This window comes from Sphingobium sp. UBA5915, assembly GCF_002431195.1.
In the GTDB taxonomy this organism is placed as follows: Bacteria; Pseudomonadota; Alphaproteobacteria; order Sphingomonadales; family Sphingomonadaceae; genus Sphingobium; species Sphingobium soli.
The window spans coordinates 128,177-152,875 of record NZ_DJDV01000075.1 but is presented as its reverse complement, the minus strand read 5'-3'; the positions used below and the strand labels follow the sequence as shown (position 1 = coordinate 152,875).

The 24,699-nt window shown below is 64.5% G+C and carries 21 protein-coding genes and 1 riboswitch; of the genes, 11 read left to right on the top strand and 10 right to left on the bottom strand.

Going from position 1 to position 24,699, the window contains the following annotated elements; translation table 11 throughout:
• Nucleotides 1–20 precede the first annotated feature (20 nt).
• The 9 genes from ftsZ to B2V90_RS12840 all read left to right on the top strand — a co-directional run bounded on the left by ftsZ (nucleotide 21) and on the right by B2V90_RS12840 (nucleotide 11,357).
• Nucleotides 21–1,490 (top strand): cell division protein FtsZ, encoded by a 1,470-nt coding sequence (ftsZ, locus tag B2V90_RS12880; protein ID WP_228220683.1) that lies wholly within the window; start codon nucleotides 21–23, stop codon nucleotides 1,488–1,490.
• 124 nt (nucleotides 1,491–1,614) lie between these two features.
• Nucleotides 1,615–3,486 (top strand): tetratricopeptide repeat protein, encoded by a 1,872-nt coding sequence (locus B2V90_RS12875; protein WP_228220684.1) that lies wholly within the window; start codon nucleotides 1,615–1,617, stop codon nucleotides 3,484–3,486.
• Nucleotides 3,487–3,495: 9 nt separating this feature from the next.
• Nucleotides 3,496–4,656, top strand: coding sequence for a deoxyguanosinetriphosphate triphosphohydrolase (locus B2V90_RS12870; protein ID WP_228220685.1), 1,161 nt, complete (start codon nucleotides 3,496–3,498; stop codon nucleotides 4,654–4,656).
• 54 nt (nucleotides 4,657–4,710) lie between these two features.
• Nucleotides 4,711–4,811, top strand: a riboswitch (glycine riboswitch).
• A 176-nt stretch (nucleotides 4,812–4,987) separates the two neighbouring features.
• Nucleotides 4,988–6,139 (top strand): glycine cleavage system aminomethyltransferase GcvT, encoded by a 1,152-nt coding sequence (gene gcvT, locus B2V90_RS12865; protein ID WP_228220686.1) that lies wholly within the window; start codon nucleotides 4,988–4,990, stop codon nucleotides 6,137–6,139.
• Between the two features lie 31 nt (nucleotides 6,140–6,170).
• On the top strand, nucleotides 6,171–6,542 hold the full coding sequence (gene gcvH, locus B2V90_RS12860) for a glycine cleavage system protein GcvH (protein WP_228220687.1): 372 nt from the start codon (nucleotides 6,171–6,173) through the stop codon (nucleotides 6,540–6,542).
• A 157-nt stretch (nucleotides 6,543–6,699) separates the two neighbouring features.
• The gene (gene gcvPA / locus B2V90_RS12855) at nucleotides 6,700–8,058 is read left to right on the top strand and encodes an aminomethyl-transferring glycine dehydrogenase subunit GcvPA (protein WP_228220869.1); all 1,359 of its coding nucleotides are present in this window, start codon (nucleotides 6,700–6,702) and stop codon (nucleotides 8,056–8,058) included.
• Nucleotides 8,055–9,629 (top strand): aminomethyl-transferring glycine dehydrogenase subunit GcvPB, encoded by a 1,575-nt coding sequence (gene gcvPB / locus B2V90_RS12850; RefSeq protein WP_228220688.1) that lies wholly within the window; start codon nucleotides 8,055–8,057, stop codon nucleotides 9,627–9,629. Before gcvPA ends, gcvPB begins: the two co-directional genes overlap by 4 nt.
• Complete coding sequence (locus B2V90_RS12845) at nucleotides 9,626–10,267, top strand: DUF938 domain-containing protein (RefSeq protein WP_228220689.1); 642 nt, start codon at nucleotides 9,626–9,628, stop codon at nucleotides 10,265–10,267. Before gcvPB ends, B2V90_RS12845 begins: the two co-directional genes overlap by 4 nt.
• Nucleotides 10,268–10,433: 166 nt before the next feature.
• Nucleotides 10,434–11,357, top strand: coding sequence for a hypothetical protein (locus B2V90_RS12840; protein WP_228220690.1), 924 nt, complete (start codon nucleotides 10,434–10,436; stop codon nucleotides 11,355–11,357).
• On the opposite strand, the gene B2V90_RS12835 is transcribed toward B2V90_RS12840, so the two are convergent.
• The 5 genes from B2V90_RS12835 to hrpB form a co-directional block, all read right to left on the bottom strand.
• A complete protein-coding gene (locus tag B2V90_RS12835) occupies nucleotides 11,314–13,317 on the bottom strand; it encodes an ATP-binding protein (protein WP_228220691.1) in 2,004 nt (667 codons plus the stop codon). The two genes, B2V90_RS12840 and B2V90_RS12835, sit on opposite strands and share 44 nt — an antisense overlap.
• A gap of 111 nt (nucleotides 13,318–13,428) precedes the next feature.
• Nucleotides 13,429–14,691, bottom strand: a complete 1,263-nt coding sequence (spt, locus tag B2V90_RS12830) for a serine palmitoyltransferase (RefSeq protein WP_228220692.1) — start codon at nucleotides 14,689–14,691, stop codon at nucleotides 13,429–13,431.
• Between the two features lie 137 nt (nucleotides 14,692–14,828).
• Nucleotides 14,829–15,074, bottom strand: coding sequence for an acyl carrier protein (locus B2V90_RS12825; RefSeq protein ID WP_021227036.1), 246 nt, complete (start codon nucleotides 15,072–15,074; stop codon nucleotides 14,829–14,831).
• Nucleotides 15,075–15,193: 119 nt separating this feature from the next.
• Nucleotides 15,194–15,472 carry an ETC complex I subunit gene (locus B2V90_RS12820; RefSeq protein WP_228220693.1) on the bottom strand — a complete coding sequence of 93 codons (279 nt, stop codon included), beginning with the start codon at nucleotides 15,470–15,472 and terminating at the stop codon, nucleotides 15,194–15,196.
• Between the two features lie 55 nt (nucleotides 15,473–15,527).
• Nucleotides 15,528–18,020 (bottom strand): ATP-dependent helicase HrpB, encoded by a 2,493-nt coding sequence (gene hrpB / locus B2V90_RS12815; RefSeq protein ID WP_228220870.1) that lies wholly within the window; start codon nucleotides 18,018–18,020, stop codon nucleotides 15,528–15,530.
• Nucleotides 18,021–18,176: 156 nt separating this feature from the next.
• Here hrpB and B2V90_RS12810 point away from each other — a divergent pair, with 156 nt between their 5' ends.
• Nucleotides 18,177–19,787 (top strand): ATP-binding protein, encoded by a 1,611-nt coding sequence (locus B2V90_RS12810; RefSeq protein ID WP_228220694.1) that lies wholly within the window; start codon nucleotides 18,177–18,179, stop codon nucleotides 19,785–19,787.
• Between the two features lie 9 nt (nucleotides 19,788–19,796).
• Here the strand turns inward: B2V90_RS12810 and B2V90_RS12805 are convergent, their stop codons facing one another.
• Both B2V90_RS12805 and B2V90_RS12800 read right to left on the bottom strand, forming a co-directional pair.
• The gene (locus B2V90_RS12805) at nucleotides 19,797–20,576 is read right to left on the bottom strand and encodes a TSUP family transporter (RefSeq protein WP_228220695.1); all 780 of its coding nucleotides are present in this window, start codon (nucleotides 20,574–20,576) and stop codon (nucleotides 19,797–19,799) included.
• 132 nt (nucleotides 20,577–20,708) lie between these two features.
• Nucleotides 20,709–21,737, bottom strand: coding sequence for a polyprenyl synthetase family protein (locus B2V90_RS12800; protein ID WP_037543445.1), 1,029 nt, complete (start codon nucleotides 21,735–21,737; stop codon nucleotides 20,709–20,711).
• A gap of 106 nt (nucleotides 21,738–21,843) precedes the next feature.
• Between B2V90_RS12800 and B2V90_RS12795 the strand changes: the two genes are divergently transcribed.
• Nucleotides 21,844–22,122, top strand: coding sequence for a chorismate mutase (locus B2V90_RS12795; protein ID WP_009822492.1), 279 nt, complete (start codon nucleotides 21,844–21,846; stop codon nucleotides 22,120–22,122).
• On the opposite strand, the gene B2V90_RS12790 is transcribed toward B2V90_RS12795, so the two are convergent.
• The 3 genes from B2V90_RS12790 to B2V90_RS12780 form a co-directional block, all read right to left on the bottom strand.
• Nucleotides 22,123–23,088 (bottom strand): cupin-like domain-containing protein, encoded by a 966-nt coding sequence (locus tag B2V90_RS12790; protein WP_228220696.1) that lies wholly within the window; start codon nucleotides 23,086–23,088, stop codon nucleotides 22,123–22,125.
• Between the two features lie 60 nt (nucleotides 23,089–23,148).
• Complete coding sequence (locus B2V90_RS12785) at nucleotides 23,149–24,057, bottom strand: DMT family transporter (RefSeq protein WP_228220697.1); 909 nt, start codon at nucleotides 24,055–24,057, stop codon at nucleotides 23,149–23,151.
• A gap of 86 nt (nucleotides 24,058–24,143) precedes the next feature.
• Nucleotides 24,144–24,572, bottom strand: coding sequence for a DUF2147 domain-containing protein (locus B2V90_RS12780; protein ID WP_009822489.1), 429 nt, complete (start codon nucleotides 24,570–24,572; stop codon nucleotides 24,144–24,146).
• Between the last annotated feature and the right edge of the window lie 127 nt (nucleotides 24,573–24,699).

Genomic DNA, 24,699 nt, shown 5'->3' with positions numbered 1-24,699 from the left:
AAGCTGAGGGAGCAGAATATATGAGCATTGAAATCAGCCCGCCCCATGTGGACGAACTGAAGCCGCGCATTGCGGTGATCGGTGTCGGCGGTGCGGGTGGCAATGCCATCGCCAACATGATTGCCGCGTCGGTCGAGGGGGTCGATTTCATCGTCGCCAATACCGATGCGCAGGCGCTCAACAGCTCACCCGCCGAACGCCGCATTCAGCTTGGCCCGCAGATCACCGAAGGGCTGGGCGCGGGGTCGCGCCCTGAAATCGGCAAGGCCGCGGCCGAAGAGACCATCGCCTCGGTCGAAGAGGCGCTCAATGGCGCGCATATGTGCTTCATCACCGCCGGCATGGGCGGCGGCACCGGCACGGGCGCCGCCCCAGTTATCGCCAAGGCCGCGCGCGATCGCGGCATCCTGACCGTTGGCGTCGTGACCAAGCCCTTCACCTTCGAAGGCAATCGTCGCATGAAGTCTGCGGAAAGCGGTATCGAGGAATTGCAGAAGCATGTCGATACGCTGATCGTCATTCCGAACCAGAATCTGTTCCTTATCGCCAATCCGAACACGACCTTCAAGGAAGCGTTCCAGATGGCGGACGAAGTGCTGCAACAGGGCGTGCGTTCGATCACCGACCTCATGATCATGCCCGGCCTCATCAACCTCGACTTTGCAGACGTGCGGTCGGTGATGGGTGAAATGGGCAAGGCCATGATGGGCACCGGCGAAGCCGAGGGTGACGGCCGCGCGCTCCAGGCGGCCGAGAAGGCGATCGCCAACCCGCTTCTTGACGGCGTTTCGATGCGCGGGGCCAAGGGCGTCATCGTCTCGATCGTCGGCGGCGACGACATGCGCCTGATGGAAGTGGACGAGGCCGCAAACCATATCCGTGAGCTTGTGGATCCCGACGCGAACATCATCTGGGGCAGCGCCTTCAACGACAATCTCAACGGCAAGATCCGCGTGTCGGTAGTGGCGACCGGCATCGATAATGAGGTCGGCAGCCAGGCCGCACCGCTGACCCAGCCTTTCAGCTTCGCCAGCCGCCCGTCCGTGTCGGTCCCCCAGCAGACGGCGCGCCCGGCAGCCGCTGCTCCTGCCTCTGCGCCGCAGGCCGCACCTACGCCGCCGAGCGAGCCGGAAACGCTGGAACTGGACGTGCCGGCGGCCCCGCCCTCTGCGTCCGTAACCCCCCAAGCCGCACCGACGCCGGCAGCGACACCTTTCTCGCCGCCCAAGCCGGCTGCGGTATTCTCGGATGAAAGTCCGGACGAGGACGAACTGGTTCTGGGCGCCGATAATGCTGAACCTCCCGCACCGGCTCCGGCGCCCGCTCCCGCCCCTGCGCAACCTGCTCCGCGGGTCGCCACGGGAGGCACGCTGTTCGAACGGATGGCGGGCCTGACGCGTGGGTCGGAAAAAACGGCTGGTGCAGGATCCGACGATGCCGCTCCGGGTGTTGATATCCCTCGGTTCCTCAATCGTCAGAATAACCAGTAAGGCCCGGTGCGGCGATGGCCGCGCCTCATGTCATAAAGCGCGTCGTCGGCCATCCGGATCGGCCCGGCGCGCTTTTTGGTCCGGCTGATTTCCCATTCGCCATGGCATGGGCTAAGGGGGGAATGTGACTAAGTCTCTTCCCTGGATTCTCGCCGCGCTCTTCCTTGCGCCTCCCGCTTTTGCCCAGACCGATCAGGCCGATCTTGTCCCGCCGCTGGGCGCTGCCGACCTTAATCGCAATCTTGCGCGGCTGGCCTCCAACCCGCGCGATGTCGACGCGATGATCGGCGCTGGCGAAGCTGCGCTCGCGCTGGATGATCCGCACGGGGCCGCTGGATTCTTTGCCCGCGCCGATGCGATCGCCAGCGGCAATGGCCGTATCAAGGCGGGGCTGGCGCGGGTCATGCTCAAGCTGCAAAATCCCGCCGAAGCTGTGCGATTGTTCGACCAGGCGCAGCGGCTGGGTTTCCCTGATACGAGCATCCTGATGGAACGCGGCCTTGCGCGCGACTTGACGGGCGACCAGGCGGGTGCGCAGCGTGATTATCAGGCCGCCTTGGCGCGTTCTCCCGACAACGCCGAACTGCGCCGGCGCTATGCCGCTTCGCTCGGCATATCGGGTCAGGTGGACGCAGCGGAAAGCATGCTGGAGCCGCTGCTCTACAAGAGCGATCGTGCTGCATGGCGGTATCGGGCGTTCATTTATGCCATGAACAATCGTCAGGCCGATGCCAAGAAAGTGGCGGAGCAGGCGATGCCAGCGCGGCTTGCCGCGGCGATCACCCCCTATATGCAGAAAATGCCCTATCTGACCGCACAGCAAAAGGCGGCGGCGGTGCATTTTGGCCAATTCCCCTCGCAGGTCGGCACCACCGTTGCGGCAGTCACCCCGACCACGCCGCCCCCAGCAGCAACGTCGGCAGCGCCTGCATCTGCGCCTGCCACGCAGATCGCGCAGGTCCCGACGCAATCCGCGCCATCGCGGTCCCGTCCGCTCAGCCGTGCGGAACAGCGGCGGCAGCGGCGAGAGGCTGCGCGCCTGGCGCGGGCCGAGGGGCGTCAGACGCCCATGTCTGCGCCTCGTCCGTCGGCTTCAAGCCAGCCTGCGCCGACCCCGACCGCGAGTCCCCCCAACACTGGCGCTGCGACGCAAGTGGCACAGGCGCAGACCGTCCAGTCGCTGCCTGCCCGTGCGGCCCAGCCTGTCGTGCAGCCCTTGCCTCGGACGCCCAGTGCCGCTTCTCCTTCCGGATCCCCGTCGATGGCGCGCGCTGCCGCGCCCAGCGTGCAGGGACCGCCTGCGCCGGGGTTCGCATCGATCGAAGACAAGACACCCGCAGCCGCCGCGCCTGCCGCTACGCCCGGCGTGCAGGATACTGCCGTCGATGGGGCCGCATCGCCGCCGACCGTTACGCAGCCGTCAGTTGCTGCGCCCGCGCCGGCCGCTAGCCAGCCCGCGCCCCCGGCACCCGACCCGCAAGCCACGCGCACCCTGGCCGACATCATTCGCGCGATTGACGTGCCTGAGGCTGAGCGGCAGGCGACCGTCGCGGCTGTGGATCTGAACGAGATTGCCGCCATGCAGGCAGCGCGCCGCGCCGAGCGCCAGGCCGCCGCTGCGGCTGCTGCGGCAAAAGCCAAGAGGGACGCGGCCGCCAAGGCAAAGGCCGAAGCCGATGCCAAGGCCAAGAAGGAGGCGGAGGAGAAAAAGCGCCTCGCCGCCAATCCTTCGCGCAACTGGCTGCAAGTCGGCGTAGGGCAGAGCAAATCTGCGCTCGCCTTCACGATGAAGCGGTTGCGCGGTAAATATGACAGCATTGCGCCGCAGGATGCCTGGACGGCCAGCTGGGGTCAGACTAACCGCCTGCTGGTCGGGCCATTCCCCAGCTTTACCCGCGCCAGGGAACTGGAAACCAAGCTCAAGGCTGCCGGCGCTGACGTGTTCGCGTGGAAAAGCGATGCGGGAGAGGTAGTCGAGAAGCTGGCTGGCGAGTAAGGGGCGGGCATGACGCTGCTCGCCCCCTACGCCTGCCATCCCGCCGCAAGCCTCGGCCGCCTTCATGCCGAGCCGGGCGGGGAGATGCGTGGACCGCGCGACGTATTCCAGCGCGATCGCGACCGCATCATCCATTCAATCGCCTTTCGTCGCCTGCGCCACAAGACACAGGTGTTCGTCTCCCCCGATGGCGACCATTATCGCGTCCGCCTGACCCACAGTCTGGAGGTCGCGCAGATCGGGCGCACCACCGCGCGGACATTGGGCCTCAACGAGGATCTGACGGAGGCGTTGTGCCTGGCGCATGACATCGGCCATCCACCCTTCGGCCATGCCGGGGAGGACGCGCTCGAGGCGGCATTGGACCAGCATGGCGGGTTCGACCATAATGCTCATACACTGCGCACGCTCATGCTCCTCGAAAGCCCCTATCCGCGTTTTCGCGGTCTGAACCTCAGCTGGGAAATGCTCGAGGGTCTGGCCAAGCATAATGGTCCGGTCGCCCGCCCGGGATGGGCAATGCAGGATCTTGACGCGCTCTTTCCGCTCGACCTGACAAGCCATGCCTCGCTCGAAGCGCAGCTCGCGGCGATTTCGGACGACATCGCCTATGACAATCACGACATTGATGATGGCTTGCGCGCCGGCCTGCTGACACTGGAGCAACTGCTCGAAGTGCCGTTCGTGCACGACTGCTGGGACAGGGTCCGCGCCCGCTATCCCGACGTCCCGCAGGACCGGCTGCTGCGCGAACTGGTGCGCGAACAGATTGGCGTGATGGCCAACGATCTGCTGGAAACGACCCGGCATAATATCGCGGATGCACGTGTCGAAACCGTCGACGATGTGCGCGCGCTCGGCCGCACGCTGGTCTGCTTCTCGCCTGACCTCGCCGCGCAGGAACGGGCGCTCAAGCGGTTCATGTACGCAACCCTCTATCATCATCCCGACCAATTGGCGGCGGCGGATCGGGCACGCGTGATCGTGACCGACCTGTTTCGCGCCTATCAGGGTGACCCCGCGTTGATGCCGGCCGAATGGCGCGACGAGTGCGCGCTGGAAGAACCCACCCGCAGCCGCCATATCGCCGACTTCATCGCCGGCATGACCGATCGCTATGCCGAAAAGCGGCATCGGGAAATCTACGGGGCGCTTGCGCTCGCCGATTGACGCGCTCCGTCCTTTGCCGCAATGCGCTGTTTGTCTCCGGCGGATTCGTCCGTCGGGCATGATGCGGGAGAGCATGGGCGGTCTTTGAGGCACAGCCCGTCGCCGAAGGAGCAACCGCCCCGGAATCTCTCAGGCCAAAGGACCGCATCGCGCGCAAGGCACTCTGGAAAGCGGACGCGCTTCTCGCCCGTCCCACCGAAGGGGTAAGCTGGTCGGCCACAAGGCCGCTGGTCAAAGCTCTCAGGTTCCGTGACAGAGGGGGTGGCAGCAATCCGGCCGATCAGGCAGGATGACGCTGTCGCCATATCCTCATGCACGGAGGCCGCCTTTCATGTCCGGCACGCACGACGTCACCCCTATCGAAGAAGATCTGCCGTTGCAGCCGCTGCCGCTCGATGCCTGGCATCGCGACAGGGGCGCGCGCATGGTCGGCTTTGCCGGCTACCATATGCCGATCCAATATGAAGGCATCATGGCCGAACATGGCTGGACCCGCGAACATGCCGGCCTGTTCGATGTCAGCCACATGGGCCAGTTGACCTTTACGGGCGACGGCGTCGACGCCGCGCTGGAGCATCTGCTCCCCAGCGACATCAGGGGATTGAAGCCCTTTCGCCAGCGTTATTCGATGCTGCTGGACGACGAAGGCGGCATATTGGACGACCTGATGGTGTCGCGCCTGGGTGACGGCGCGTTCGACGGGGCAGACATCTACATGGTCGTCAATGGCGCGACCAAATATGACGATATTGGCTGGATGATCGAGCATCTCCCTGACGAAGTCACCATGAACCATATGGATGAGCAGGCCCTGCTGGCGCTTCAGGGGCCTGAAGCCGGCGCTGCGCTGGCCAGCCTGATCCCGGAAACGGCCGACCTGCTGTTCATGCAGTCGGGCTTGTTCACCTGGCGCGGCGTGTCGCTGTGGATCAGCCGGTCGGGCTATACTGGCGAGGACGGTTTTGAAATCAGCCTGCCGGGCGAGGATGCCAGGCTGCTGGCCGATGCGCTGTGCGATCTGCCGCAAGTCAAGCCAATCGGCCTTGGCGCGCGTGATTCGCTGCGGCTGGAGGCGGGGCTGCCGCTTTACGGCCATGACCTGACCCCCACCGTCAGCACCATCGCAGCGGACCTGGGCTTTGCCATCCAGAAGCGCCGGCGTGAGGAAGGCGGCTTTATCGGCCATGCACGCGTGATGAAGGAACTGGCCGATGGGCCGGGCGCGCGCCGGGTTGGCCTTCGGATCGACGGGCGACTGCCCGCGCGTGAAGGCGCCAAGATCTTCGCCGGATCGGTCGAGGTCGGTGAAGTCACATCGGGCGGCTTTGCCCCGACGCTTGGCGCGCCGATCGCCATGGGCTGGGTTAGCACGCCTTATTCGGCGATCGACACGGCTTTGGAAATAGATGTGCGCGGCAAGCGTATTGCCGCTGTGGTCGCGCCGATGCCGTTCGTTCCGCATCGGTATCGCCGCAAGCCCTGATTTCATCACCTTTGCGAAGGGGAACATGCATATGAGCCGTTATTTCACCGACGAACATGAATGGATCGATGTCGAAGGCGAAATCGCCACGGTCGGCATCACCGACTATGCGCAAGAACAGCTGGGCGACATCGTTTTCGTCGAACTGCCAGCCGAAGGCACGACCTTCGAAAAGGGCGATGATGCCGCCGTCGTCGAATCGGTCAAGGCCGCGTCCGACGTCTATGCGCCGATCTCCGGCGAAGTTGTCGAAACCAACAGCGCGCTGGAAGACGAGCCTGCGCTGGTCAACAGCGACGCTGAGGAAGATGGCTGGTTCTTCAAGCTGCGGATTGCGGACGCCAGCGAACTGGAAGGGTTGATGAACGAGGCCGCCTACAAGACGTTCGTGGCCAGCCTTTGATGCCTGGATAAGCCCTTCCCTGTCAGGGAGGGGGAAGGGGTGGGTGGCAAGCGAAGCGAGCCTTGCGACCTGACCTTACAGGCATTGCCGGCGATTGCCGTGCAATCGCACCCACCCCCGGCCCCTCCCTTGAAAGGGAGGGGAGTGGAGAATGAAATTGCGCTACCTACCCCTTACCGACAGCGACCGGCAGGCGATGCTCGCCACCATCGGCGCTTCCTCCATCGATGATCTGTTTGTCGATGTGCCCGCCGAAGCCCGGTTGGCCGGAACGATCCCCGATCTGCCCGATCATGCCAGCGAAATGGCGGTGGAGCGCCACATGGCTGCGCTCGCCCGGAAAAATCTGTCGGCGGGGGAAGCGCCCTTCTTTCTGGGGGCAGGGGCCTATAAGCATCATGTGCCCGCCAGCGTCGATCATCTGATCCAGCGCGGCGAGTTTCTGACCGCCTACACCCCCTATCAGCCGGAAATCGCGCAGGGCACGCTTCAGGTGCTGTTCGAATTCCAGACGCAGGTCGCGCGGTTGCTGGGCTGCGACGTCGCCAATGCGTCCATGTATGATGGATCGACTGCCTGCTGGGAAGCGATCGTCATGGCGCGGCGCATCACCAAGCGGGGCAAGGCGCTGCTTTCGTCGGGGCTCCACCCCCATTATGTCTCGGTCGCGCAGACGATGGCCAAGTTCACGGGCGACGATCTGGCCTATGAAACGCCTGAACTTGACAGCAAAACCGACAGCCAGAAGCTGATCGCCGCCATCGACAAGGACACAAGCTGCGTTGTTGTCCAATATCCCGATATTCTCGGCCGAATTGAGGACCTTACTGCGTTGGCGGACGCGGCGCATGCCGTTGGCGCGCTGCTGGTCGCGGTAGTGACGGAACCCGTTGCGCTCGGCGCGATCAAGGCGCCCGGCGCCATGGGGGCGGACATCGTCGTGGGCGAAGGCCAGTCGATCGGCGTCGGCCTGCAATTTGGCGGGCCCTATCTTGGCCTGTTCGCGTGCAAGCAGAAATATGTGCGCCAGATGCCGGGACGCCTGTGCGGCGAAACGGTGGACGCTGCGGGGAAGCGCGGCTTCGTGCTGACGCTTTCCACCCGCGAACAGCATATCCGTCGCGAAAAGGCGACGTCGAACATCTGCACCAACTCAGGCCTGTGTGCGCTGGCGTTCAGCATCCATATGACATTGCTGGGCGAAAAGGGGCTGCGCGACTTGGCCACGCTCAACCACGCGCTTGCGGTTCAGGCGGCCAATCGTTTGGCGAAGGTGCCGGGCGTGACCCTGGTCAACGATGCATTCTTCAACGAATTTACGCTGGTCCTGTCGAAGGACGCGCGCGACGTGACCCGTTCGCTGGCCGACAAGGGCGTGCTGGGCGGCGTCTCGCTCGGCCGCCTCTTCCCCCACGCGCCGCAGCTTGGGCAAGGCCTTGTCGTCGCCGTCACCGAAACCGTCACGGCCGAGGACATCGAAGCCTTTGCCGCTGCGCTCACGGAGGAACTGGCATGACGATGCTCAAGGAAGGCCGCCCAACCGCCCCCACGCCCGTCGAGGAAGCCCATATGGCCCCCGCTACCGCCACCGGAAACCGCGCCCTGATGCTGGAGGAAAAGCTGATCTTCGAGATCGGCTCGACCGACACGACAGGTGTCGACTTCGCTGTCTCACCAGCGGTCGACAGCCGTCTTGGCAACCTCGCCCGCACCGACGCGATTGGACTGCCGGGCCTCTCCGAACAGGAAACGGTGCGCCATTATACGCGCCTTAGCCGACAGAATTACGCCATCGACCTTGGCCTGTTCCCGCTTGGCTCCTGCACGATGAAGCACAACCCGCGCCTCAATGAAAAGGTCGCGCGGATGCCCGGTTTCGCCGATATCCACCCGCTCCAGCCGCAATCGACCGTTCAGGGCGCGCTTGGCGTCATCAATGAACTTGCTGTCTGGCTCATCAAGCTCACCGGGATGCACGGCGTCGCCATGACGCCCAAGGCGGGCGCGCACGGCGAACTGTGCGGTCTGCTCTGCATCCGCGCGGCGCTCGAAGCACGCGGCGATGCGCGACAGGTGGTGCTTGTGCCCGAAAGCGCCCATGGCACCAACCCGGCCACCGCCGCCTTCTGCGGCTACAAGGTGGAAGATATCCCTGCGACTCCAGATGGCCGCGTCGACCTTGAGGCACTGAAAGCACGGCTCGGTCCCGACGTCGCGGCGGTGATGATCACCAACCCCAACACCTGCGGCCTGTTCGAGCGCGATATGAAGGTGATTTCCGACGCGGTCCATGCCGCCGGCGCCTTCGTCTATTGCGACGGCGCGAACTTCAACGCCATCGTCGGCCGCGTCCGTCCCGGCGACCTTGGCGTCGACGCCATGCACATCAACCTGCACAAGACATTTTCCACCCCCCATGGCGGTGGCGGGCCCGGCTCGGGTCCGGTGGTCCTGTCCGAAGCGCTCGCGCCCTTCGGCCCGCTCCCCTACACCGCTCGGATGGAGGACGGATCGATCCACCTGATCGAGGAGGAGAATGTCGGCGCGGAAATGCCACAGAGCTTTGGCCGCATGTCCGCCTTCCATGGCCAGATGGGCATGTTCACCCGCGCGCTCGCCTATATCCTGTCCCACGGCGCGGACGGGCTGCGGCAGGTGGCGGAGGATGCCGTGCTCAACGCCAATTATGTGCTTCGCAGCCTCGACGATGTGCTCGACGCGCCTTTCGGGGCAAGCGGCCCGTGCATGCATGAGGCTCTGTTCAGTGACAAGGGGTTGGCCGAAGGCTTCACCACGCTCGACATCGCCAAGGGGCTGATCGACGAAGGCTTCCACCCGATGACCATGTATTTCCCGCTGGTCGTCCATGGCGCGATGCTGGTCGAACCGACCGAGACTGAGAGCAAGGCGGCCCTTGACCAGTTCATCCTGGCGCTGCGCAGCCTGGCCGAGCGGGCGAAGGCGGGGGACGAGGCGCTGAAGGGTGCACCCTATCATGCGCCGCGCCGGCGCCTGGACGAGACGCTGGCTGCCCGCAAGCCGGTGTTGAGCTGGATTGATCCGGACCTGGCGGAAGCAGCCGAATGACGAACGCGCCGGAACCGTGGGAACCCGGTTCCGGAGCCCGCGATGCGGATAAGCGTCATGCTCCCGCCACTTTACGCAACCGTGACGCCATCGTCGCGGTGCTGCGCGATGCGCTGCCGGCTTGCGGGCTCGTGCTGGAAGTGGCGAGTGGCAGCGGTGAGCATGCCGTCCACTTTGCCGGGGCTTTCCCCACTCTTGGCTGGCAACCCAGCGATCCCGATCCAGCCGCGCTCGCCTCGATCGCTGCGTGGCGGGCCGAGGCCGGCCTCCCAAACCTTCGGCCGCCCGTTCGCCTGGATGCCGTCGGCGACTGGCCTGCCATGGAGGCCGCAGCGATCCTGTGCATCAACATGGTGCATATATCGCCATGGGAAGCCACGCTTGGCCTGATGAAAGGGGCAGGGGGCACGCTGTCGTCCGGCGGCCTGCTCTATCTTTATGGTCCCTATACAAAGGACGGCGTCGAAACCGCGCCGAGCAACCTTGCCTTTGACGCGTCGCTCAAAGGCCGTGATCCGCGTTGGGGTCTGCGCGCGGTGGATGAAGTGATCGTGGCGGCAAAGGCGCAGGGTCTGGATTTCGAAAAGCTGATCGAAATGCCGGCCAACAACATATCGCTCCTGTTCCGGCGCGTCTGATTGCCGGCTCTCTCACATCCTACGATCCGCAGGGAGCGGCCGCGCGAGGCGGTTCGCCCGCGGCGCAGGATAAGCAGGAGGCATCCGCCACCTCCTGCCAGACGGCACCCGCGGGTGGTTCGAAGCCACTTTCCATCCCGCCGGATAATCGTCTAGGCCGTGCGCGATGTCCAGCCAACTTCTTTCCCTCGTCACGGCCGAACTCGCCGCCCCGGCTGATCCGCGCGCTGCCGCCATGGCGGGCGCGCTGGCGGCCCGGTATCCCGACACTGCCCGCGCCGTCCTTTTTTACGGTTCATGCCTGCGGGAGGCCAATCTCGATGGGCTGATGCTCGATTTCTATCTCATCGTGTCCGACTATCGGGCGACCTATGGGAAAAGCTGGCTCGGCCGCGCAAATGCGCTCGTTCCGCCTAACGTCTTTCCATTCGAACATAATGGCCTGATCGCCAAATATGCCGTGCTGTCGGAAGCCGATTTTGCCCGTCTGAACAGCCCGGCCGCGGACAATGTATCGGTGTGGGCGCGCTTTGCCCAGCCTGCGCGGCTGCTCTGGGCTTCGGACGATCTGGCGCGGCAGCGCGCCATCGCGGCGGTGGCGCAGGCTGCACCGACATTGTTTGCGCTCACCATGCCTATGCTGCCATCAGACACGGATATTGGCGTGCTGGACATTTGGAAGACCGGTTTCACCCTGACTTACAATGCCGAGCTACGCGCTGAGAAAAAGGGTCGGTCGTTGTCGATCGTCGATGTCGATCCCGATCGATATGAACGGTTCGGCCGCGCTGCCCTTACGCAGATTGCCGAGCAGCGCGGGACAGGGAAGGCGGGCGAGGTGCCCAACGCCTTGTCACCGGAGCAGGCCGCCGCGCATTGGCGCATGCTCCGGCGCCGGGGCAAGCGCCTGTCCGTCATCCGGCTTGCCAAGGCGAGCTTCACCTATGCCGGGGGCATCGACTATCTGGCTTGGAAGATCAATCGCCACGCCGGCACGCAGATCATGATCAGGCCCTGGCAGCGGCGCTGGCCGCTGCTGGGCGCGATCACTCTGCTGCCGCGGCTGTTGCGGGGCGGCGCGATCCGTTGAGCGTCGTGCCGACGGCCTGGGCGAGGGCCGCGAGCGTATAGGGCTTGCGCAGCACGGGATGGCCGCCAAAATCCGCCTGATCGTTGCCGTCGCCGGTAAAGCCGGTGACGAACAGAATGGGCAAATGGTGGAAGGCGGCCGGCAGCGCGCGCACCATTTCCGGCCCGGTCATGTCGGGCATCAGAACATCGCTCAGGATCAGACCGACATCGCCGTTGTTGCCGAGCAACCGTGCGGCCTTTGCCGGGTGATCGCACGCGATCGGCAAATGCCCCAATTCGCTAAGCGCTGCCATCGTTTGCCGCAGGACGCGCGGATCATCCTCCACCACCAATATGCGGGTGGGCGGGTGCTCGACCGGTGCGCGGGACAGCGACAGGCTGTCTTCGGCCAGCGGTTCCGCTTCCGTGATGCAGCGCGGCAGATAAAGGGTCACGGTGCTGCCGCCTCCGGGTTCGGACTCGATGCGAATATCGCCTTCGCTCTGGCGGACCAGGCCGAATATCTGGCTGAGGCCTAGGCCCGTGCCCTTGCCCACGGGCTTCGTCGTGAAAAAGGGTTCGAACACGCGCGCCAATATTTCGGGCGTCATGCCGCAGCCATCGTCCGTCACGCTCATGCGGACATAATCGCCCGCTGCGCATTCGGCGACCTCGCCCTGCGCCAGGGTGGCGCGCCCGGTGGCAAGGATCAGCCGTCCGCGCCCCTCCATGGCGTCGCGGGCATTGACGCACAGGTTCAGGATCGCATTTTCCATCTGATGCTGGTCGACGAAAATCTGCCAGCCCTGCGCTTCATGCTGAAAGGTGACGGTGATCTGATCGCCGATCGTGCGATCGATGAGATCCGCCATCCCGGCGATCAGGACGTCAGGGTCGACGGCGCTGGGCAGCAGCGGCTCTGACCGGGCGAAGGCCAGCAGGCGGCGGGTCAGCGCGGCGGCACGGTTGGCGCCCTCCGTCGCATTGTCGATATGGCGCAGCGCCTCCTCTGGCTTCAGTCGCATCTTGCGCCGCGCCAGTTCCAGACCGCCCACGACGACCGCCAGCATATTGTTGAAATCATGGGCGATGCCGCCTGTCAGCTGACCAATGGCGTCCATCTTCTGCATCTGGCGCAGGCTGTCCTCGGCGGCCGCACGTTCGGTTGCCTCCAGCTTCAATTGGTCATAGGCGGCGGACAGTTCGGCGGTGCGGGCGCGCACGGCCGCATCGAGCGAATCGGCCCGTTCGGATTCCAGTTCGGCCTGACGCCTGGCATTGCGTCGATCCGCAATGGCGACATGAGCGAACCAGGCGGCGAACAACACGCAGACCAGCAGGACGAGGCCAAACAGGCGCCAGGTCTTTCCGATCCATTCCGTGCGATCGCCGGCCAGCGACACTGCGAGGCTGCGTTCGCGCAATCGCGCATTTTCCGCAGCGATCACCCGGGCGAGCAGATCAGATATCTGCTGTAAATCCTCGCTCTTGCCAGCCTCATGGAATTTGGCGAGCGCCGTCATCTTCTGGTCATAGGTGGTGCGCAGCCCGATCTCGCTCAGTCGCTTGCCCCGTTCGGCAAAGGCGCGCTGCAACGCCTCGACATTGCCGCGCTGCCAATCCGCGCCGCGCGTAGCGTAGAAGAGCGCGCGGAGCTGGCTATTGGCGCTGCGCCATTGATCCTGAAACAGACGCCCCGTATCAGGCTCAAGGCTGATGACATAACGGGCGAGCGTCACTTCCGCCCGGGCGATCCGTGCTTCGAACCCGCGTGCAAGGGCGATGATTTCGAAGCTGCGTTGCTGTTCCGCCAACGCTTGCGCGTGATCGCGCGATGCTGTTCGGGCAGTGTAGAGCAACGTGCCCAAAGAGCCGACGAGCAGCGCGATAAGCAGCCACGGGACGACGCGACGCAGCGCGGCAAGCCATATCATGCCGCGCTGATCCGATCGCTGGTTCTGAATGTCACCATCCGCCATGGCGGTCGACCTTAGCCCAACAGAGTCGAAGGCGAAATATCCTGCGCTACATCTTCCAACCGTAGCGTTTCGCGCACGGCAAGAACATATGGCGCCGGGGGGAAGGCCTTATCAGCCGATGGCGCCAGTTGCCTTGCCCGCCGCCTCGAACATGGCGATGATCTGTTCGACCTGATCGTCGCTATGGTCCGCGCAGAGCGAACAGCGCAGCAGGAAGGTTCCTGCCGGTGTTGCCGGCGGGCGGGCCATGTTGACGTAGAGGCCCAGTTCCAAAAGCGCCTGCCACATGGCGACGGCCTGGGTCTGATCGGTCAGAATGACCGCGATGATCGCCGACTGCGGCGTCTTCGTGCCCAGCGTGAAGCCAAGATCGGTCAGCCCTTGATGCAGCCGCTTGCTGTTTTTCCACAGATGGGCGCGCTTCTCGCCCGCATGCATCAGCTTGCGGATGCTGGTGGCGGCGGTGGCGACGACGCTGGGGGGCAGCGAGGCGGTGAAGACATAGGGGCGGCACACAAGGCGCAGCACCTCGAACTTGGGATGGTTGGATACGCAGAAGCCCCCGACCGTACCGACCGACTTGGAAAAGGTGCCGACGACGAAATCGACGTCCTTCTCGACGCCCTGCTCTTCGTACACGCCACGGCCATTGGGGCCGAAAAAGCCCATACCATGCGCTTCGTCGACCAGGATCATGCAATTGGGATGCTTGCGGATCGCGGCGACCATGTCGGGCAGGGGGGCGATGTCGCCCAGCATCGAATAGACGCCTTCCAGCACGACGAGCTTCAGCGCGTCAGCGGGCAGGCGGCCCAGGCGCTTGTCCAGATCGTCCACACTGTTGTGGCGGAACCGGACAATGTCCGCGTCACCCAGAAAACAGCCATCATAGATGGACGCGTGGCTGTCGGCATCGAGCACGACATAGTCGCCCTTGCCCGCGAGCGTCGAAATAATGCCGAGATTAGCCTGGTAGCCGGTCGAAAAGACCATGGCGCCGCTGGTGCCGTAGAAATCCTTGAGTGCGTCTTCGACTTCCTTGTGGCCCTGATAGGTGCCGTTGAGCACGCGACTGCCGGTCGTGCCAGCGCCGAAATCGTCCAGCGCCTTCTTGCCCGCTGCCACCACATCGGGATCGAACGTCATACCCATATAATTATAGGTGCCCAGCAGGATCGTGTCCTTGCCCTTGATGACGGCCTGGGTCGGCGACTTCACTTCGTCCATCACGATCGCGAACGGATCGCGCACGCCGGTCGCCAGCAGCGCCTCGCGCTCGGCGATCAGGGGATCGAATTTTGAAAACAGGTCGCGTGCGGCGAGTGTTTCCTCAGGGGTGCGCGCGTCGTTCGCGGTAGCGGCTGCGTCGGTCATGTCAAATCTTTCGTTCGGTTCGAGCAGCATCGAGCAAAGTCGAGATGCGTCGGTCGAGAACTGGTTCGCCGCCCTCTCGACTTCGGTTCTCGACGAGCTCGAACCTACGCTCGAAACGGACGGACTTGCTTTTGTCGTCAGGCGGCCTTGAGTTTCTGCACCGCGTCGACCAGCTGGCCCACGGTTTCAATCTCGGCCTGCATGTTCATGGTGATGATGATGTCGAATTCATCTTCGATCGCCGCGACGAAATCCATCACCGTCAGGCTGTCCCACTCCAGATCACCGGCGAAGCTGGTGGTCTCGGTCAGCGCGATACCCTTTTTGTTGAAGGGTTCGATCTGCGCGGCGACGCTGTCGAAGATTGCGGTGCGATCCGTCATTATCGTGAAAATCTTTCCGTCAAAACGCGGCTTGTGCCGCCTATGTCCGCCCCTTGGCAAGCGAATAAGGCGTCAATCGGGCAGCATCACGCCCGATTGTGCAAGCGACATGCGATCGCTTAGCGGAAATTGTCGGCGTAGGCCTGAATTTTCAGCGTCTTGGGCGGTGTGGGGATGAGCGTGTAGGCGATGCCATATTTGTCGGCATAGGCGATCGCGGCGTCCTGCGTGGCGAAGGTCAGCTTGACCTGGCTCTGCGTGTCGCCTGACCCTGCCCAGCCAGTCAGCGGATCGGGCATCTTGGCCTCTGCCTGCGCGAATTCCAGCACCCATTTATGGGTCAGCGCCTTGCCCGACTGCATAGCGTTTTTCTGGATTTGATAGATGCGCGCGCTCATCGCGTAGAAACTCCGTTCAAGACCTTGCTGCGTTGCACCAGCCGCGCGGTTCAAGTCAAGACTTGGCGCGGGCATCGGCCCTTTTGGTGCGCAAAGTCGCACTGGCGGCGGTCGGATCTTCGGGCCAGGGGTGGCGGGGGTAACGGCCGCGCATCTCTTTGGCCACGTCACGCCAGTTGCCCGCCCAGAAACCGGGAAGGTCGCGGGTCGTCTGTATGGGCCGGCCCGCTGGCGACGTAAGCGAAAGCACGAGCGGAATATGCTGGTTGCCGATCGTGGGATGGGCAGCGAGACCAAAGACCGCCTGCACCCGCAATTCGACGCGCGGGCCGCCCTCCGCCGCATAGTCGATGGCATGGGACGAGCCGGCGGGGGACCGGAAGTCGGCAGGGGCGAGCCTGTCCAGCTGCTGCTTGCCATCCCAGCCGATCAGCCCTTCCAGCACGCCGGACAATAAAGACCGGTCTATGTCCGACAAGCGGCGCTTGCCCTGGAGGAGTGGCGGCAGCCAGTCATCCAGCGTCACCATCAGCGCCTCGTCCGACAGGGCTTCGATGCCGGCAAAGGCGGCGCGCGTCCGCAACGACATTGCGGCGTCCGACCAGGGGAGCAGCGACAGACCGCCTTGCCTGACGCCATCGCGCAGCGCGCCAGCGACAGCGTCGGGATCGGGCCGATCATCGGACCCGGATGACAGGCGCACTGCGCCTAGACGCCGTTCACGCAGCGCCTCGATACCGCCATTGGCGCTGCGAAAGCGCACGGTGCGATGTTCCTGCACGCGATGACCGAACAGGGAGAGAATATCGGCTTCCGCGATCGGCGCGGCCGACAGGATGCGCGCGCCCGCGGCGCTGCCCTGCACTTCGCCCACCGCAAGCCATTCCTCGCGCGCAAGCGGGGAGAGCGGATCGAGCCGAAAGCCGCGTCCGCCCACGCTGACCCAGTCCGCGCCATCGGCGGAGCGGCGTTTCGCCACGCGGTCGGGGAAGGCGAGGGCCAGGCACAGACCGACCTGATGTTCGGACGCGGCGACTAGGGTGGAGCGCTGACTGTCCGCTGGGCGCGTGCTGGAACCTCCTCCGCCATGGATGGCGGGGACGAGCCTGGCCCAGCGGCGTGCCATGGCGCGGGCGGCATCTGCTCGCTTGCCGCTTTCCCGGCGCCAGCGTTGTCGTCGCAGCGTCAGGTCGGTGTCCTGCCCGCCGATTCCGCGCTCGCCCAAAAGCACGGCCACGTCGGCGGCGATATCGACCAGCTCCATGTCGCCCCCGCGCACGAGCATATGGGCGATCCGCGGTGACAGCGGCAGTTTCGCCAGTGCCTTGCCATGCGCGGTGATGCGGCCATCGTCGTCCAGCGCTTCGAGCGCGATCAGACGCCGGCGGGCTTCGTCAACCGCCGAGGCTGTCGGCGGATCGAGCCATCGCAAAGTCGCTGGATCACTGACACCCCATAGCGCGCAATCGAGCATCAGGCTGGATAGGTCGCTCTCTAATATTTCAGGCGGATCGAACGGCGGCATGCCGGCGGTCGCGGCCGCCTCCCACAAACGATAGGCAACGCCCGGTCGCTGTCGCGCCGCGCGGCCGGCGCGTTGGGTCGCTGAAGCCTGGCTGGCCCTTTCCGTCACAAGGCGGGTCACGCCCGCCGCCCGGTCGTAGCGGGGGCGGCGCGCCAATCCTGAGTCCACGACGATGCGCACCCCGTCGATGGTGAGGCTGGTCTCGGCGATGGACGTCGCCAGGATGACCTTGCGCCGCCCCTCGCGCGACGGGCGGATGGCAGCGCGTTGCGCTGCCGGATCGAGCGAGCCGTGCAGCCTGTGGATCTCTGCCGGCAGGCCCTCAACGCGCTCGGCCGTGCGATCGATTTCCGCCACCCCCGGCAGGAAGGCGAGCAGGTCGCCCTCCGCTTCCTCGGTCAGCGCGCGGCGAATGGCAGCGGCCATGTCGTCCTCGATGCGTTTTTCCGACGCGCGGCCGATATGGCGCAGGTCGAGCGGCTGAATGCGCCCTTCGCTTTTGATCACCGGCGCGTCGCCCAGCAAGGCGGCAAAGCGCGCGCCGTCCAGCGTCGCCGACATCGGCACGATGCGCAGGTCGGGTCGCAGCGCGGCCTGCGCATCCAGCGCTAGCGCAAGCCCAAAATCGCTGTCGAGGCTGCGTTCATGAACCTCGTCGAACAGGACCGCCGATATGCCAGTCAGCTCCGGATCGTCCTGAATGCGGCGGACGAATATCCCCTCGGTCAGCACCAGCAGGCGCGTGCGTGTCGACTGCCGACTGTCCATGCGCGTGGCATAGCCGACCATGCCGCCCGGCTCTTCGCCCATCATTTCGGCGATCCGCTCTGCCGCTGCCCGTGCCGCCAGCCGACGCGGCGACAATAAAAGCACCTGGCCAGTGCACCATGGTTCGGCCAGCAGCGCCGGGGCGACGGCTGTCGTCTTGCCGGCGCCAGGGGGCGCCACCAACACCGCGCTGCTGCTGGTGCGCAGGGTGGCGAGCAGGTCAGGCAGCACGGCGTGGATCGGCAGCATTGTCATTGCGCTCACCCTGTTGCGCCGAAATTGCGCCAGCGCAAGCAACGCAAAAATTCTGGAGGCCAAGGAAAGAGTTGCGCCCGCAATCGTTGCTGCGGCACGCGGTTCTTTCGAACCTGCGGTCGGCCAATATGTGACATTGAACAGGTGGTGGAGACGATGCCCAATTTGACGGGGAATGCGGAGCGCTATCGCACCCTGTTCGAATCGATGGATGAAGGCTTTTGCATCATCGAATTTCTGGACAGTCCACATGGCCCCTTGAGCGATTACATTCATGTCGAGGCCAATGCCGCCTATGAACGGCACGCTGGCATTGCCAACGTCGTAGGTCAGAAAGTCCGCGAGATGGTGCCGGATGAGGCGGATGGCTGGGTCGAACTGTACGGCGGCGTTCTTCACAGTGGAAATCCGATCCGGTTCCAGCGCGAACTGGTGGCGACCGGCCATCATCTGGAGGTTCATAGTTTCCGGGTTGGCCCCTTCGAGGACCGGCAGGTCGCCGTCCTGTTCAAGGACATAACTGACCGCGTGCAGGCGGAGCGCGCCCAGCGCGAACTTCAGGAGACGCTGGAAGCGCGCATCACCGAAGCATTGGCCGAGCGGGAGGAAGTGGAACTCGCGCTGCGCCAAGCGCAAAAGATGGAGGCGGTGGGTCAGCTGACCGGCGGCCTTGCGCATGATTTCAACAATCTTTTGGCCGGTATTACCGGCGCGTTCGAGATGATCGGTGTGCGTCTGGCGCAGGGGCGCGTGGGCGATGTGGAGAAATATCTGGCCGCAGGCCAGGGCGCGGCGCGCCGCGCCGCCGCACTGACGCATCGGCTGCTCGCCTTTTCACGGCGGCAGACGCTAACGCCCAAGCCGGTCGTCGTGAACCGTATGCTGGGAGATTTGTCCGAACTGGTGCGGCGTACCGTCGGACCGCAAATCAATGTGGAAACCGTCGCCGCAGCCGGCCTGTGGCCGGCGATGGTCGATGTCAACCAACTTGAAAATGCGCTGCTCAATCTGTGCATCAACGCCCGCGACGCGATGCCCGATGGCGGCACGATCACGATCGAAACCGCCAATCGCTGGCTGGACGATCGCACCGCACGGGACCATAATCTGACCGCTGGACAATATGTGACCATCTGCGTCAGCGATACCGGCACCGGCATCGACAAGGCTATGCTGGACCGGGTGTTCGATCCCTTCTTTACGACAAAGCCGATCGGGCAGGGGACGGGGCTTGGCCTGTCGATGGTCTATGGCTTCGCGCGGCAGAGTAACGGCCATGTCCGTATTTATTCCGAGGTCGGGCAGGGCACGATGGTCTGCATCTACCTGCCGCGCCATCGCGGGGAGGAAGAACAGGATATTATCCTGCCGGGCGATATGCCAGCGACAGTCGATGCCGGCGAAACGGTGCTGATCATTGACGATGAACCGTCTGTGCGGATGCTGGTGAGTGACGCGCTGACGGATCTGGGGTTTCGCTGCCTGGAGGCGGGCGACGGCCCAGCGGGACTGCGCCTGCTGGAATCGGAGGCGCGGATCGACCTGCTGGTGACGGACGTGGGCCTTCCTGGCGGCCTCAATGGCCGTCAGGTGGCGGAAGCGGCGCGCGGATTGCGGGCGGATTTGCGTATTCTGTTCATCACGGGCTATGCCGAAAATGCCGTGCTGAACCACGGCCATATCGAACCGGGCATGGAAGTGCTGACCAAGCCCTTCGCGGTGGATGACTTGCGCCGGCGCGTTGCGACCCTTTTGCAGTCGCAGTGAGGGCCAGCTTTATCCGAACAAATAAAGGTGGATGGGGTTTTTCGGATCGATCAACATCTTGGCGGTAAGCGCCAGCGACATCAGGATCAGTAGCGGTTTGATGAGCCGCGATCCAAAGCGCATCGCCAGATGCGATCCGATCTGGCCGCCGATAATGCTGCCGCAGGCCATGGCCAGGCCCGCAACCCAAATCACATGGCCGCCCGCGAGCATCGTCAGCAGGCCAGCGATATTGCTTGCGAAATTAGCCGCTTTGGTCTGCGCTGTTGCGCGCAGGATCGAAAGCCCGCCCAGCGCCAGGAAGATGGTGGTGTAGAAAGCGCCCGCTCCGGGGCCGAAAAAGCCGTCGTAAAAGCCGACGACGCCGATCAGGCCGGATAGCCCTGCTATGCCGATCCGGGCATGGCGGTCAGCGTCGCCCAGCTTGGGCGAAAAGGTGAAATAGGCCGCCATTGCAATCAGCAGCGCGGGCATGAGGCCGGCGAGGATGGACGGATCGACCCGTTGCAACAACCATGCGCCGCCCACGGACCCGATGAAGGCTGCTATTACCGGCCCCTTATAGGTTTTAAGATCCATATGCCCACGCCGCGCATAGGCGACGCATGCGCCGAACGTGCCAAAGCAGCTTTGCAGCTTGTTCGTCGCCACGGCCTGCACAGGGGGAATGCCGGCCGCCATCAGCGCGGGCAAGGTGATGAGCCCGCCGCCGCCCGCCATGGCGTCGATGCACCCCGCCATCAATGCAGCGGCGACCAGGAAGGCGAGCGTTTCGGGGGAAAGGATCATGGCATGTCCGGTTCAGCGCAACGCCCGTTGGGGTCAAGCATGTCGAAGGGCGAATTCGTGGACGGAAAAGGCCCGCGGTGATGGGCAAATCCGCGTGGATGGTTGGGGAGGAGAACGGCGATGCCGTTCCCCTCAATAGGCCCGCGCTATCGCAAATTCGACCGCTTCGGTAAGGGCCGCTTTGGCCCGGCCGGCATCAAACATCCCCAGCGCATCGATCGCCCGCTGGCCATAATGACGCGCGCGCGCCAGCGTATCGGCAATAGCCCCGGTCTGGCGCAGCAGGCCGGTGGCGTGGGCAAGGTCCGCATCGCTGACGCGGTGGCCGGCAATCGCCGCCTTCCAGAAAGCGCGGTCCGCCTCGCTTCCCCGCGCATAGGCGAGGATGACAGGCAGCGTCACCTTGCCGTCGCGGAAATCGTCGCCCGCATCCTTGCCCATCGTCGCTTCGTCCGATTCATAGTCGATCGCGTCATCGATCAACTGGAATGCAATGCCCAGGTTGCGGCCATAGACGTCGAGCGCCTGTTCTTCAGCCTCGCTGCGATCGGCGACGACAGCGGAAATGCGGCAGGCAGCGGCGAACAGCGCGGCGGTCTTGGCGCCGATAATATCGAGATATTGTTCCTCGCTCGTGTCGATCTTGCGCTGGGCGGTCAACTGGTTGACTTCTCCTTCGGCGATCACGGCTGACGCGCCGGACAGGATCTTGAGCACCTTGAGCGATTCCGCCTCGACCATCAGTTCGAAAGAGCGGGAAAAGAGAAAATCGCCGACCAGGACGCTGGCGCTGTTGCCCCAGATGATGTTGGCGGTCTTGCGGCCACGCCGCATGCCCGATCCATCGACGACATCGTCATGAAGAAGCGTCGCGGTATGGATGAACTCGACAGCCGCGGCCAGCTTGTAGTGGCGCGCCCCGGCATAGCCGACCAGGTCGGCGCAGGCGAGCGTCAGCATCGGCCGCAGCCTCTTGCCGCCGCCAGCGATAAGATGTCCCGCCAGTTCCGGGATCAGCGGGATGCGGGACTGCATCCTATCCAGGATCACGGCATTGACCTGGTTCATGCCGTCGGCAACCAGGTTCATGATGGGGTCAAGCGACGGCGCGCTCGAAGCGCGGCCAATAGGATGGACGTTACCGGGGGCAGGTGCTGTCATGACCGCGATCATGTGGCGGTGCAAAAGCGCAAAGGCAAGCGGGAATAGCTTGCACGCCGGCCCGCAAGCAGCAAAAAGCGCCGCAACCAACCCAAGGAGCCGGCCCATGGACGAGACGTTGAAACGCTACCGCGAAAGCATCGACAATATCGACGCGGCGCTGGTGTTCATGCTCGCCGAACGGTTCAAGGTCACGCAGGCGGTCGGCGAATATAAGGCGACCCATGATCTGCCGCCGGCCGATCCGGGCCGAGAAGAGCGACAGATTGCGCGATTGCGGCAATTGGCGGCGGACGCGAAGCTGGACCCCGACTTCACCGAGAAGTTTCTGCGTTTCATCATCGATGAAGTGATCCGCCATCATGAGCGGCTGCGCGAGGCCTGATCAGCCGGCGGGATAATTTTCATGGCCCGCGTTGGGCCAGTGAAAACTGGTATAGGTGAGCATCGTCGAGAAGCTTTCCGACCGCACCTGGTGCCACCAGCCGATCGGGATGAAGAGCAGGTCGCCCGGCGTCAGCTGCACCTCATAACGCAGCACGTCGCGCGCTTGCGGAAACCGCTTTAGCTGGGCCTCGTCCGTTACGTCGCGTACGTCGCTGAACACATGCCTGCGATGCGCGAGCCACCGCGTTTGCGAAGGCGGGATCAGGATCAGCCGCTTGGTGCCGGTGACTTGCGCCAGCAAATTGTTGGTGAGGTCGAAATGCAGCGGGGTGAAGGCGCCCGCGCCGCCGATCCACAACATGCCCTGCGGCTGGCGCAGATAGGCGTCGAGATGGCCGAGATCCTCATCCAGGGGCGCCAGCGCGGGCGCATTGGTGGCGCTGTTCGACGCGGTCAGATAGGCGTCGTTGCCGCCCGCCCGCACAACGTCGATGAAGTGGCGGAAGGTCGCCAGCTTGCGGTGTCGCTCCTTCTTCAGCTCATAGTCGGCAGCACTGGAGCGACCGCCCTGATATTCGATCTGCGCGTCGCCGATCCGGTCGGCGAGATAGTCCGGCGTCCAGCGTTCCAGCGCCGGCCAGCCGGTCATCGCTTCCTTGATCAGTACCGGGCGGCCCGGCGCGTAGAAGCTGTGGAGAAATTCCTCACCCGACAGGTTTTCGGCCGTCAGCAGGCCCGATGCATAGGGCGACAAGGCGCGCTGCGCCTCCTGCACGTCGGCCAGCCAGTCGCGCCGGCGCAGCGCCAGCCGATGCTCGTCGGAAGGGGGCGCGGGCGCAGCCTGCTTGGCGACGGGCACGGCCGGGCGCGACGCCGGCGCGCGACTGAAGTCGATCTGGCGAAGCGCCATCTGCATCGCCAGGTCGGCGGACTGGGCGGGAAGGGACGGCGGACGCTTGCTCATGCCGCCGCATAGCGCGCGATCATGACGACGATGTTGCAGGCGATGACGTTTATGTGACGATCAAGCCGGCTCGACCAGTTCGGCAGCGGCGTCGCGAACCTTGGCGCGGCCCTGCGAGCGACCGAGCAGCACGCCGCCCAGCGCCAGGGCGAATCCGATGAGCTGCACCGGCCCCAGCTGTTCGCCGAACAGCGCCCAGGCCTCGATCGCGGCCAGCGGCGGCACGAGCAGCAACAGCATCGACATGGCCGTCGGCCCCTGATGCCGTACCAGCCAGACCAACAGGCTGAGACCGCCGGCGGACAAGCCAAGCACGGACCAGCCAAGGCCGATCCATAAAATCGGGTCATTGTCCCACCGCCATTCACCAACGATCAGCGTTGCCGAAACCGCGACGATGGTGCCACCCAGGTTCTGCGCCGCGCCTGACATCAGGATCGGGTCGCTGGCAATCTGGCCGCGCTGGATGAGCGTGCCTCCCGTCATGGCGATGATGGCGAAGATGCCGGCCAACACCGGGATGACTGGCACTGCGGTCGTGTCGCTGCTTTCGATCGCGGGCATCAGGACGCAAACAACGCCAGTGATCGCGATGAACAGGCCCAGCCAGCTCCGCCCGGGCAGACGATCGCCCAGAAGCGCCACACTAGCCACTGCCACCATCAACGGCTGCGTCGCGCCCAACAGCGACATGATCCCCGCCGGCATGCCCCGGCTGACTGACCACCAACTGACTGTCAGATAAAGGCCGTGCAGCATGGCACCGGCCGCCAGATGCAATCCCAGCCAACGGCCACGCGGCCAGCTTTGTCCGGCAAAGGCGGCCGCGCCTGCAAGCAAACATGTCGTGGCGCCCAGCCGAATCGCCAGCACCAGCTCAGGCGCGCCATGGGGCACCACCGCCCGCGCCACGATGAAGCCGGTCGACCAGATGAGAACGAATAAAAGCGAAGCGACGAGCCCGATCATCGCTCGCCCTTGGCCCAACTGTCCGATTATGTCGAGGCGCACTGGCCTCGACGCGCGTGTCTAATCCCTTTTGCCGATGTCCGCTGTCAGCGTACCGGCGTCCAGGTCTGCGTCTTGCAGAAAAAGGCGATGCAGCCCTGCACCTTGAGCGTCCCGTCCTTGTTGCGGCTGATCTTGCTGCTGTAGCTCTTGCCGCTTTCCGGATCGTAGATCGTGCCCTTCCAGAGATCGCCCTCGTCCTTGAAGCCCGACAACAGTGCCAGACCCACCAATGGCTTGGACCGCAGCGCCGGATCGGGATTCTTGATGTCGGTCTGCGGACGGCCGGGCGTGGGCTTCACGATTTTTTCGATCCGGCCGCACATATGCTTGCCGCAGGGCGCGATGTTGACAATCGCCTTGCCATCGACGGTGGCCCAGCGGCCCGTTACCGGCTGCGCCGCCTGCGCTGGGAGCGCGGCAAGAGCGCCGAACGCCAGCGCAGCGACAGGGGCAATGGTGCGGATGATGGACATGCGATCCTCTCTTCTTTCCTTTTACGTTAGCGTAAAATAGAGGAGGAAAGCCCTTTGCGCCAGCGCTTTATCCTTGGGAGGGCGATGCCGCGACTGACGCTACGGCAACCGCCCCATGACAGGCGCC

Excerpts from the sequence above, each read along its gene's own strand:
- ftsZ (WP_228220683.1), top strand. The coding sequence starts at position 21 with ATGAGCATTGAAATCAGCCCGCCCCATGTGGACGAACTGAAGCCGCGC.
- B2V90_RS12870 (WP_228220685.1), top strand. The coding sequence starts at position 3,496 with ATGACGCTGCTCGCCCCCTACGCCTGCCATCCCGCCGCAAGCCTCGGC.
- gcvT (WP_228220686.1), top strand. The coding sequence starts at position 4,988 with ATGTCCGGCACGCACGACGTCACCCCTATCGAAGAAGATCTGCCGTTG.
- gcvH (WP_228220687.1), top strand. The coding sequence starts at position 6,171 with ATGAGCCGTTATTTCACCGACGAACATGAATGGATCGATGTCGAAGGC.
- gcvPB (WP_228220688.1), top strand. The coding sequence starts at position 8,055 with ATGACGATGCTCAAGGAAGGCCGCCCAACCGCCCCCACGCCCGTCGAG.
- B2V90_RS12845 (WP_228220689.1), top strand. The coding sequence starts at position 9,626 with ATGACGAACGCGCCGGAACCGTGGGAACCCGGTTCCGGAGCCCGCGAT.
- B2V90_RS12840 (WP_228220690.1), top strand. The coding sequence starts at position 10,434 with ATGTCCAGCCAACTTCTTTCCCTCGTCACGGCCGAACTCGCCGCCCCG.
- B2V90_RS12835 (WP_228220691.1), bottom strand. The coding sequence starts at position 13,317 with ATGGCGGATGGTGACATTCAGAACCAGCGATCGGATCAGCGCGGCATG.
- spt (WP_228220692.1), bottom strand. The coding sequence starts at position 14,691 with ATGACCGACGCAGCCGCTACCGCGAACGACGCGCGCACCCCTGAGGAA.
- B2V90_RS12825 (WP_021227036.1), bottom strand. The coding sequence starts at position 15,074 with ATGACGGATCGCACCGCAATCTTCGACAGCGTCGCCGCGCAGATCGAA.
- B2V90_RS12820 (WP_228220693.1), bottom strand. The coding sequence starts at position 15,472 with ATGAGCGCGCGCATCTATCAAATCCAGAAAAACGCTATGCAGTCGGGC.
- hrpB (WP_228220870.1), bottom strand. The coding sequence starts at position 18,020 with ATGACAATGCTGCCGATCCACGCCGTGCTGCCTGACCTGCTCGCCACC.
- B2V90_RS12810 (WP_228220694.1), top strand. The coding sequence starts at position 18,177 with ATGCCCAATTTGACGGGGAATGCGGAGCGCTATCGCACCCTGTTCGAA.
- B2V90_RS12805 (WP_228220695.1), bottom strand. The coding sequence starts at position 20,576 with ATGATCCTTTCCCCCGAAACGCTCGCCTTCCTGGTCGCCGCTGCATTG.
- B2V90_RS12800 (WP_037543445.1), bottom strand. The coding sequence starts at position 21,737 with ATGACAGCACCTGCCCCCGGTAACGTCCATCCTATTGGCCGCGCTTCG.
- B2V90_RS12795 (WP_009822492.1), top strand. The coding sequence starts at position 21,844 with ATGGACGAGACGTTGAAACGCTACCGCGAAAGCATCGACAATATCGAC.
- B2V90_RS12790 (WP_228220696.1), bottom strand. The coding sequence starts at position 23,088 with ATGAGCAAGCGTCCGCCGTCCCTTCCCGCCCAGTCCGCCGACCTGGCG.
- B2V90_RS12785 (WP_228220697.1), bottom strand. The coding sequence starts at position 24,057 with ATGATCGGGCTCGTCGCTTCGCTTTTATTCGTTCTCATCTGGTCGACC.
- B2V90_RS12780 (WP_009822489.1), bottom strand. The coding sequence starts at position 24,572 with ATGTCCATCATCCGCACCATTGCCCCTGTCGCTGCGCTGGCGTTCGGC.